The following is a 9,284-nucleotide window of genomic DNA, read 5'->3' as shown; positions in this document are numbered from 1 at the left end:
TTTGCCCAAAAATAGCTCAAAACCTCTGCCCTAGTATTTTTGGGTATTTATACTCATTGCAAAAGTGACACGCTCCCGGCGAGCGGCGAGCTTTGCTTGGGAGTGTGAGTGCGATCGCATTTTTGGTCTGGAAAGGTCGATCGTTCTTTATGTCTTTTTCTCAACGCGCAGGCGATCGCATAACACAATGTAGTCAAACAGCATTTTGAAGCAGAAGAACGCTTGACAAAAAAGAATTACTGGTGAATAATTTCAACTATCTTAGCGATCGCCTCGTTCAACTTCTCAGGTTTAAGCTTACCAGCTTTATCAAGTATAATTTCTCGATCGGCGGTAAACAAGCGGTTAGGTCTAATGTTGCTCGTTTGGTTAAGTCCGCCCTCGCTAAAATCACTACTTTCAAGGGTAATAGCATAGCGATCGGCGATTTTCTGGCTAGTAATTTGACAAAGAATTAGATCGTCTCCTGCCAAAGTTGCTATGACTAAAGCCGGTCGGCGCTTGGCTTGTGTTAAATCGGAAAATGGGAAAGGAACAACTATCACATCACCTTTTACAAATTCTGCCATGCTTCATCCTCCTCTGACTTTAACCAGTCTTTTTGCAAAGAAGATTCACTGAGCAGGCTTGCTTCTAACTTATCTTTATCATACTTTGCTTTGAGGAATTGCAAAAAATCCCAAACTTCTTCTAATATAAATTCTGGAATATTATCCACTTCTTTAAGGAGCAATTCTTTAGCATTCATGTCATTTACCTATAAAGACATAGTAACTGTTAATCTATGATAGCATCCTTGAGATTAACAGCGCTTAGTTGCGATCGCTCCCAATCTTCATGACCGACGGACAACCGCAAGCAGCCCGCCCAATTCTGGCTGACGCTCAATCCATCCTCGCTTACCTACCCGATCGCATCCGCATCGCCCTCATTACCGGCGCGGCGGCTATTGAGTATCCCATCGAAGCTTTCGTAGAAATGTCGATCGCACTTTATCTCTTTTTCTCAACGCGCAGGCGATCGCTTTTTGGTATGGAAAGGTCAGCGCGATCGCAAACAAATAGAATTATACAAGCAAAAGTAACAAGAAGAGAAAGATCGCGATCGAGAACAAATAGAAATCGGCAGGAAGAAGGAAGACAAAGAGAAAAAGCGATCTCCCCAACTTGAGAATATCATCTTTTTTGTCGAAACTGCGATCGGCGGCGGACAAATCTTTTGGGCCAGCTATCCCCTAATCAAAGCTAAACCCATTAAAGGGCAACCCGATTTTTTTCCTCCCGCTTCATCCCTTCACCGCGACGATTATCTGGAGTTGGCTTTTCGGTTTAATATTCGACCTGCTGATACTGACTATCCTGCCGCTAGCGAAAAAAATATCCCCCACAATCCTGCGACTGGTCAGGAAAATATTGCCCAGGTAAAGCGGTGCGTGACAGTCAATAGTAAACGGCTGCGGTACAATGATTTTTCACCATCACGCACCCTACGACTGATACAAAACATTGTATTCGTAAGGAAACGGCATTGCGGTGTCCTTTAGCCCAACCGAACGGGAAGACAATTCATCAAACAAAAAACCGGGTTTCCGATCAAACCCGGCTACTAGGAGTACAAGCGATATTAACACTGCTCAAACCTCAATTCTTTAATAACTTCATCCCCATTTTCACTTTGTCCAAAATCGTCTTTTGTGAGACACAAGTAATCAGACAAAGCTTGCCGCAATTCAAAGTATCGCGGCGGACTTCTTGAGCTTTTTCGCCGTACCAAATCTCGCGGGCACTGGCGTTTTTCACATTACCAATCACCGGAAACTCATCGCACAATTTCACATCGCCGCGCGTATCAATCCAGTAATTTCGCAGTCCAACGCGACAAGGACGAGTTGAATCAGGAGCTTTTTCTTCGGCAAAGTGAGGAATCATCAATCGCAACACTTCATCGCTGTTCATAATTGGAGCGCCGTTCTTCTTCATTTCAATTAGCCGCTCGATTACTTGTGCAAATTCCTCCATGTCTTCTTTTTCAATCCACAATTCCTCGTATGTTTCTGGCGTCCAGCGGTTGACCGGTTGGAAGTTCACCGTCGTCGCCCCAATTCCCTGAGCCCAGGTGACTATTTCCGGGAGGTGGCGGAAATTCAGTCGGTTCATTGTCGGTTTGACGTTGATCGGAAACAGGACGTTCTGTTTTTCTTGTTCTTCGCGCAGATAACCGATTCCTTTAGAAAGTCTGTCGAACAATCCCGGTTGACCCCGCAAATAATCGTGCAGTTCTGCATTCGGCCCGTCAACTGACATATTCACATTAAAAGGACGAGCAGCGACAGTTTTGGCTGCGTTTTCCCTGGTCATGCAATAGCCGTTGGTGGTGACGCCGGCGTGAATGCCATTTTTATTCGCAAAGGCCAGCAAGTCTAGAAAACCTTTTTTAATATAAGGTTCGCCGCCACTAAAGTTGATTGAAAATTCGCCCACAAATTCTTTGACGCTCAAGAGGGCATTTTGCCATTCTTCGATCGTCATTTCGTCTTTATATTCTTTGAGCCGCCAATACTCGCACTGCCGGCATTTTACATTGCAGCGCTCGTTGACAATCCCGTAAAAAGTGACTGGGCTTGTCACGTCGTATCCTGTATTGATCCGCAGCGATTCGGCTACTGCACTCTTGGTGTGCTTGACGCCCAGTCTCGATAATGTTAAAGCATCCATGTCTTTTTTTCCTTACGTGTTGTTAGCTAGGTCAATTCCTCGATCCCTTTTTTGTGCGTATAATTACGCATTACTGATTACGTATTCCTTTTGAGTACGTATGCCCCATCCTAAGTGTTCCGTTTGGGTATGGCTAGATGTTTGTCAAATATTTATAATATTAAGGCTTGTAACATATTAGTATTTTTAATCACTAAGTCGATATTTTCTGTGAAAAAATGAAGTTGGCTTAAAAATTGCCAAAGTATATGAGCTTAAGATTGACTTTGATTAATAATTGTAATTTGTGTTTAAAATTGGTTAAATAACTTAACACTTTTTCTCAGTAGAACTACTTAAGTAAGCAGTATCAATAATTTATTGTTATAGTCAAATGAGCAGCCTGTACAGCAGCTAACTTCACACAAGCTTTACAATATGGGAATTTAAGTATTTACCCGGCAAAAAATGGCGACAAACATGGGACGATATTTGCACGTACTGAAATTGTTCTGGGGTGCGGCGATCGCAGCGGAACTAGAATACCGAATCAACTTTGTCCTCGCGGCCATCAGCAGCCTCGGAAATCTTGCGGGCAGCTTGTTTGGGCTATTTTTGTTCTACCGTACCGGTTATACGTTTTCTGGGTGGAAATGGGAAGAAGCCTTAGTTGTACTAGGCATTTTCACGATTTTGCAGGGGTTTTCGTCAACGTTTCTAGCACCTAATCTCAGCCGTATTGTCGATCGAGTCCAGCAAGGTACTCTCGATTTCGTACTCCTCAAACCCATCAGTTCCCAATTCTGGCTATCTGCAAACACAGTTTCGCCTTGGGGAATCCCAGATTTAATCTTGGGCACTGTATTGTTGCTGTATGCTGCCAACAAATTGGGAGTAGCAATCGGCAACTATTTTTTAACAGCAATACCGCTGTTCTTCGGAACTATTACTCTTTACAGTATATGGTTTATGTTAGGGGCAACCAGCATTTGGTTTGTGAAAATTTACAATGTTACCGAAGTTCTCGAAGGATTGTTAGAAGCGGGTAGATTTCCCATGGCTGCTTATCCTGCAGCTTATCGATTTTTCTTCACTTTCGTAGTTCCCGTTGCCTTCTTGACGACTGTGCCAGCAGAAGCCATGCTGGGGAGAGGTGAAATCGTTTGGATCGCAGGGGCGGGAATATTGGCGATCGGGCTGTTATTGTTCTCCCGCTACTTCTGGCAATTTGCACTCCGCTTTTACACCAGCGCTTCCAGCTAGTTAAGCTGGTAGGTAAGCAGCAGCACATCTAGAGTGTCTATTAGGTTTGAGAGGGAGAGGATTTGACACGGGGGAATAGGGAATTGAAATATAAATTTTCCAGGCAAAACAGCTTATCTAAAAAATATTTGTTTCTATTTACTTAGATAGTTAAATAAATGTAAGATTTCAACTTATCCTGGAAATGTAAACTGGAACTAAACCACGCAAACGAAGGGAAACCAATGAAAAGAAAAAAACTGGGTAACAGTAATTTTACTATCAGCGCGATCGGTCTTGGAGGTATGCCAATGTCCTTAAGCGGCAGGCCGCCCGAAGATCAATCAATTGCGGTAATCCACCGCGCCCTCGATTTGGGTGTCACCCTTATTGACACCGCAGATTCCTACTGCCAAGATCAATCCGACAAACACCACAACGAGCACCTGATTGCCAAAGCTTTGGAACAGTATAGCGGAGATGTTAGGGCCGTTACTGTTGCCACTAAAGGCGGCTTAATGCGGCCTCAAGGTGCTTGGACGCGGAACGGCAACCCCCACCATTTACGCAAGACAATTCGCGAAAGTTTTGAAGCATTGGGCGGCAAGGAACCGATCGACCTTTGGCAATATCACTCACCCGATCCCGCTTATACCATCGAGGAAGCCCTAGCACCTGCAAAAGAAGCAGTAGAAGCAGGAATGATTCGATTTATTGGAGTTTCCAACTTTTCTGTAGAGCAGATCAAACGTGCCCGCGATACAGTAGAAATTGTCTCCGTGCAGAATCAATATAATCCTTGGCACAGACAGCCCGAATCAGACGGCGTTCTGGAATATTGCGAAACAGAAAAACTGACATTTTTTCCCTGGAGTCCTTTAGGAGGAAGCCGCCGCGCCACAAGCTTGCAAGATATGCCCGCGATCGCCAAATTAGCCGCAGAAAAAAACGTTTCTGTTTACTGTATAGTATTAGCTTGGTTGATGGCAAAATCGCCCTGCATAGTTCCGATTCCCGGTGCGACCAAAGTATCGAGTATTGAGGACTCTGTGCAGGCGCTCGAAGTTAAATTGACTGACGAGGAATTGCAACAAATTGCCGTAAGTTAAGTAGGTAAGGGCAAAAAAAACAATAGAACAGGCAAGATGCCTGTTCCACAAAGAGAACTTAATTGTGGGGTGGGTTGAAAAACCCGCCCCTGAAAGTGGGATTTAATGAGTAAAGTTGACATTTTTTGAGGAATTGAATTTAATGGAAGCTAATCAAGTGAATGCCGATCGAGACGTAGCAATTGAACATCAAAACGTACCTGTCGCCCATGAAGGACTGCACAACTTTTTATACAGTTCCGACTCAGAACACAGCGCAGCCGCTGCTATTTCTGAATTAGAAAATGACGGCACGCAAGTAATGTCGATCGATACGTGGCGCGATTTGGCAACTAACGCGAAAGTCGCCGGCGTTTACGCTGTAATGGATATTTCCCGCAATACTCAGTTTATCGGTTATTCGCGAAATATCCTGCTTTCAATCAACGGTCACATCGCCCAAAACGGCGTCGAAAATTGCGCTTTCCTGCGCGTGCAAACTTTCAAATTCCCGAAGCGGGAAGAAATGGAAAGTTTGCGGGATGCTTGGATAGCAGAAATTGGCAGCCTTCCACCTGGAAACGGTGCTGAAAGCGAAATGTGGGCGGCTACGGTAGGCCAAGCAGCGCGCGCTGCTATGTCTGCTGAGGAACAAAAAGCTTATGAGGAAAAGAAACTGAAATTGCGGAAAGCAATGGCAGATTCCACTCTTACCAAAGAGTTAGAAACAGCAGCCAAAAATGACGGCGAACAGGCTAAGGATTTGGAAGCGGCTGTTAACAATGATGATTGGAGTGCGGTGATTCACTCGCAAACCCAGGAAACAAAGTCCGGCGAATAACATTCGCGAAAATACCCAGATTGGTAGGGGCGGGTTCGCCAAAGTTTATATCATCAAATAGCAGAATTAAGCAACCCGCCCCACCCATCCGAGATACCGACAAACCTTTTCCGCAATCAGAATTTATTGGTTGGGTGGGGCCGGGTTTATTAATATTTGGGAGGGAATTAAAAATTGTTGGTGAACCCGCCCCTACAAAATTAATGACTAACTTTTCGTTCAGTAACTAAAGTCAAACTTACCCATTCACCCCGCTCATCGTAACTGCGAATCATCCGAAACCGCAAGTCAGTTTCTACCAACCAACCAGCCTCGAAAAATATAGGTTTTCTGGATTCAATCTTGACAGGGAGAGTGCAAGAACCGCCGTCAGGAAGCAGCACAACTTGCACCGACGAAGCACCTTCGTTAAAATTTAATACAGAACCGTCAATGCTGGCGCTAGAACTGATAACAGTACCATTACTGCCAAAAGTAATTTTTTGAATTAGGCGATCGCCACTTTCCAAATGCAATTGTAAATTGGTAGAATAGGAATCAGGAGAACGCGAATCTGGATACATTGTCACGGCCTCGCCCTGCCACTCTCCCAGCAAAGCCTCAACAGTTAAAGGCGGACGTTCGGGGACATTTTTATCAAGCTGCTTTTCCCGAATTAAGGTAAGTGTTGATAAATAGCCGTCGGTATTGTAGAGCTGAACGAAGCGCAACCGGCGATAATTGTAGATAAAACCAAACTCGGCACCGCACTCAGAATAAGGCGCTAGTTGAATAGTTCCCTGACAAAAAGCTCCATTCTCAAAAAACAAGATATCCCGTCCCAAACCCTGATATTCTCGAACAAGTTCGTTCACTTCCGGTTCGCCGACACCGCTGGGATTTGGGGAAAACCGACGGAGTTTCAATCGCACATTTTTGTTGTCATTGAAACCTTCGAGAGAAATAATGCTAGGAGTATCTTGAAGTACCTCTCCTCGCGTTGATAGCTGAGTGAAGGAACCGTGCCATTCTCCCAAGTTTTGCAGAAAGTTTTCCCACTGCGCTACCATATTCTTACCTTTGGATATATGTCTAAAAATAGAATTATAACTCTACTGACGGATTTTGGATTAAGCGATGTTTATGTGGGAGTGATGAAAGGTACGATCGCCCAAATTAACCCCCAACTCAAAGTTATTGACATTACGCACCAAATACCATCTCAAAATATTGCGGCCGCGAGGTTTTGTTTGATGACTGCTTTTGCTTATTTTCCGCCGGAAACCGTACACGTTGCTGTCGTCGATCCGGGTGTGGGAAGCAAGAGACGCCCGGTTGCGATTAAATGTGCTAATTGCTGGCTTGTCGGGCCGGATAACGGGTTGTTTAGCGGGGTGTTGAGTCGGGAAAGTGCGATCGCATCTGTCGAGCTCACCAACCCCAAATACTGGCGATCGCCTCAACCCAGCAGCACTTTTCACGGTCGCGATATTTTTGCAGCAGCGGGCGCTCACTTGGCCAACGGGGTGGCTTTGGAAGACTTGGGAGAGGATCTCGACCCTGCGAGTTTAGTGCAGTTAGAGATACCAAATTGTGCCGTTACAGCCACAGGTATAGAAGGCTGCATTCAATATGTCGATCGCTTCGGCAACCTAATTACTAATATCCCGAATAATTGCATTATAGGTAACAATTGGTCATTGACAATTAGCAATAGTTCTGATGCAATTCGCATCCCCAGCGGTAAAACCTACAGCGACAGCGAACCGGGCGATTTAATTGCCATAACTGGTTCTGACGGTTGGGTAGAAATTGCCGTTAATGGCGGCAGCGCTCAATCAGTATTAAAATTGGAATGCGGAGCGATCGTGCAATTGCTTTTTGACACAAACAATTAAAACCATCTTTTTCAGTTTCTCTCTGCTGGAAATTGGTTCGTGTAGAAGCGATTTCAATATACTGTTTAATATCTGAATAAGAATTTGACTATTTAGCCAAATTAACAACAATAATTATTAACTTCAAAAAGGAGCCTATTTTGAGGTAAAATCACTCCTGATGCTTCCTCAGTTAACAATTGGTTGTATATTGTATCCGCTTCCCCAAAAGATTCTTGAGGCAAAAATCTAAATATTGATGCAGCAACATATTGTTTTTCTTTTTCACAGCTTATCCAGTTTCTTGATAATTGTTCTGCTGCATAACCCGTAGTATTAGAACCCGAAAAAATATCTACTACCAAGTCTCCCGGTTCAGTAAGAAAATTTATAAAAAATGACGGTAATCTTTGGGGAAAACGTGCCGGATGCGCCTTAACATTAAACTCTTTGCACCAACGCAAGTATTGAGAATTACTTTCCGAATTAGAAATTTCTAGCAAATTAGATGGAATAGCACCTCCATTATCTTTGGAAAATCGATCGCTAATATTGTGACCGGAAGGACGTTCTTTGGGCGTGTAAAATTCATCAGCATTTTTCAAAAGTTTTTTCATTCTCTCAGAATACTCTACTTTGACTTTAGTAATATTCGCTTGAGGTTGATTGGTTTTGGAAAGCCACCAAACAGTATTCACAGAATCTTTTGCCCGGATTTTCTTTTTATTCACCCACTCTATAGGAGATGGAAGTTTTGAAGGATTAAACCAGAAAAATTCCTGAGCAAGTTTAAATTCATATTCGTCACATAATCTAATAAGTACCCGGTAATTATACAGCGACCGTACAGGTATTCCTTTCTGATAAGCACCTCCAAGGTCTATAACAAAACTTCCAGTATCCTTAAGAACTCTTTTAATTTCAGGAGCAAAGCCCAGCAGCCAATCAACATATAAATCTTGATCTTCATTTCCATAACTCTTTTGGCGTTGCAATGCAAAAGGAGGGGATGTAATCACCAAATCTACAGAATTGCTAGCAAGACTATTCAGGAGATGAAGAGAATCTCCCAAATAAGATTGACCGTATTGGGTGGTGTAAATTGGGGCGGGCAAAATGTTACTCATGCTTAATTTAGATTAGTTTAAGGTACAACAGACACAGCCTACTGTCATTATATCAAAATCCGTACTCTCAGTCTTACTAAATCCGTACTTTCAGTACGTTGTTTTGTGTGTAAATTCTTCGTACCATTCAAAAAACGAACTTTCAGTTCGTTTTTATGAATTGTGAGGGGTATGAATTACAAAGAAGCCAGACAACAATTTGCGGCCAAGGTAAGTCAGTTACGCAGAGAAAAAAGGATGACACAGGACGAGTTAGCAGAACTCATAGACAAGACTACTGACTATATCAGCTTATTGGAACGCGGTGAAAGATCGCCATCCTTTGAAGTTATTTTCGCTCTAGCTGAAGCGCTCGATGTAGGGAGCGTGTCACTTTTGCAATGAGTATAAATACCCAAAAATACTAGGGCAGAGGTTTTGAGCTATTTTTGGGCAAA

At 43.5% G+C, this 9,284-nt stretch carries 11 protein-coding genes; 6 read left to right on the top strand and 5 right to left on the bottom strand.

Annotated features, from left to right (window positions below):
- Positions 1-236 precede the first annotated feature (236 nt).
- Both QUA88_RS28670 and QUA88_RS28665 read right to left on the bottom strand, forming a co-directional pair.
- Entirely contained in the window at positions 237-569 is a 333-nt protein-coding gene (locus tag QUA88_RS28670; RefSeq protein ID WP_333055635.1) for a type II toxin-antitoxin system PemK/MazF family toxin, read from the bottom strand.
- Positions 554-748, bottom strand: coding sequence for a hypothetical protein (locus tag QUA88_RS28665; RefSeq protein ID WP_333055634.1), 195 nt, complete (start codon positions 746-748; stop codon positions 554-556). Before QUA88_RS28665 ends, QUA88_RS28670 begins: the two co-directional genes overlap by 16 nt.
- An 89-nt stretch (positions 749-837) precedes the next feature.
- Between QUA88_RS28665 and QUA88_RS28660 the strand changes: the two genes are divergently transcribed.
- Positions 838-1,170, top strand: a complete 333-nt coding sequence (locus QUA88_RS28660) for a hypothetical protein (protein WP_333055633.1) — start codon at positions 838-840, stop codon at positions 1,168-1,170.
- Between the two features lie 470 nt (positions 1,171-1,640).
- Here the strand turns inward: QUA88_RS28660 and QUA88_RS28655 are convergent, their stop codons facing one another.
- The gene (locus tag QUA88_RS28655) at positions 1,641-2,714 is read right to left on the bottom strand and encodes a radical SAM protein (protein ID WP_333055632.1); all 1,074 of its coding nucleotides are present in this window, start codon (positions 2,712-2,714) and stop codon (positions 1,641-1,643) included.
- A 459-nt stretch (positions 2,715-3,173) separates the two neighbouring features.
- On the opposite strand from QUA88_RS28655, the gene QUA88_RS28650 reads away from it, so the two are divergent.
- The 3 genes from QUA88_RS28650 to QUA88_RS28640 all read left to right on the top strand — a co-directional run bounded on the left by QUA88_RS28650 (position 3,174) and on the right by QUA88_RS28640 (position 5,864).
- The gene (locus tag QUA88_RS28650) at positions 3,174-3,956 is read left to right on the top strand and encodes an ABC transporter permease (RefSeq protein ID WP_333055671.1); all 783 of its coding nucleotides are present in this window, start codon (positions 3,174-3,176) and stop codon (positions 3,954-3,956) included.
- 224 nt (positions 3,957-4,180) lie between these two features.
- Entirely contained in the window at positions 4,181-5,044 is an 864-nt protein-coding gene (locus tag QUA88_RS28645; RefSeq protein WP_333055631.1) for an aldo/keto reductase, read from the top strand.
- A gap of 142 nt (positions 5,045-5,186) precedes the next feature.
- Positions 5,187-5,864: a GIY-YIG nuclease family protein gene (locus QUA88_RS28640; RefSeq protein ID WP_333055630.1), complete on the top strand. Its 678-nt coding sequence runs from the start codon at positions 5,187-5,189 to the stop codon at positions 5,862-5,864.
- Between the two features lie 200 nt (positions 5,865-6,064).
- Here the strand turns inward: QUA88_RS28640 and QUA88_RS28635 are convergent, their stop codons facing one another.
- Entirely contained in the window at positions 6,065-6,913 is an 849-nt protein-coding gene (locus QUA88_RS28635; RefSeq protein WP_333055629.1) for a DUF3598 family protein, read from the bottom strand.
- A gap of 18 nt (positions 6,914-6,931) precedes the next feature.
- Here QUA88_RS28635 and QUA88_RS28630 point away from each other — a divergent pair, with 18 nt between their 5' ends.
- Positions 6,932-7,741 (top strand): SAM-dependent chlorinase/fluorinase, encoded by an 810-nt coding sequence (locus QUA88_RS28630; RefSeq protein ID WP_333210721.1) that lies wholly within the window; start codon positions 6,932-6,934, stop codon positions 7,739-7,741.
- Between the two features lie 101 nt (positions 7,742-7,842).
- On the opposite strand, the gene QUA88_RS28625 is transcribed toward QUA88_RS28630, so the two are convergent.
- Positions 7,843-8,847, bottom strand: coding sequence for a site-specific DNA-methyltransferase (locus QUA88_RS28625; RefSeq protein ID WP_333055627.1), 1,005 nt, complete (start codon positions 8,845-8,847; stop codon positions 7,843-7,845).
- Positions 8,848-9,018: 171 nt separating this feature from the next.
- Between QUA88_RS28625 and QUA88_RS28620 the strand changes: the two genes are divergently transcribed.
- Positions 9,019-9,231, top strand: coding sequence for a helix-turn-helix transcriptional regulator (locus tag QUA88_RS28620; RefSeq protein WP_333275103.1), 213 nt, complete (start codon positions 9,019-9,021; stop codon positions 9,229-9,231).
- Positions 9,232-9,284 lie beyond the last annotated feature (53 nt).

The organism is Microcoleus sp. D3_18_C2, assembly GCF_036702395.1.
GTDB lineage: Bacteria > Cyanobacteriota > Cyanobacteriia > Cyanobacteriales > Microcoleaceae > Microcoleus.
Note: the sequence above shows the minus strand (reverse complement) of the source record. Positions and strands in the feature narration are given on the sequence as shown.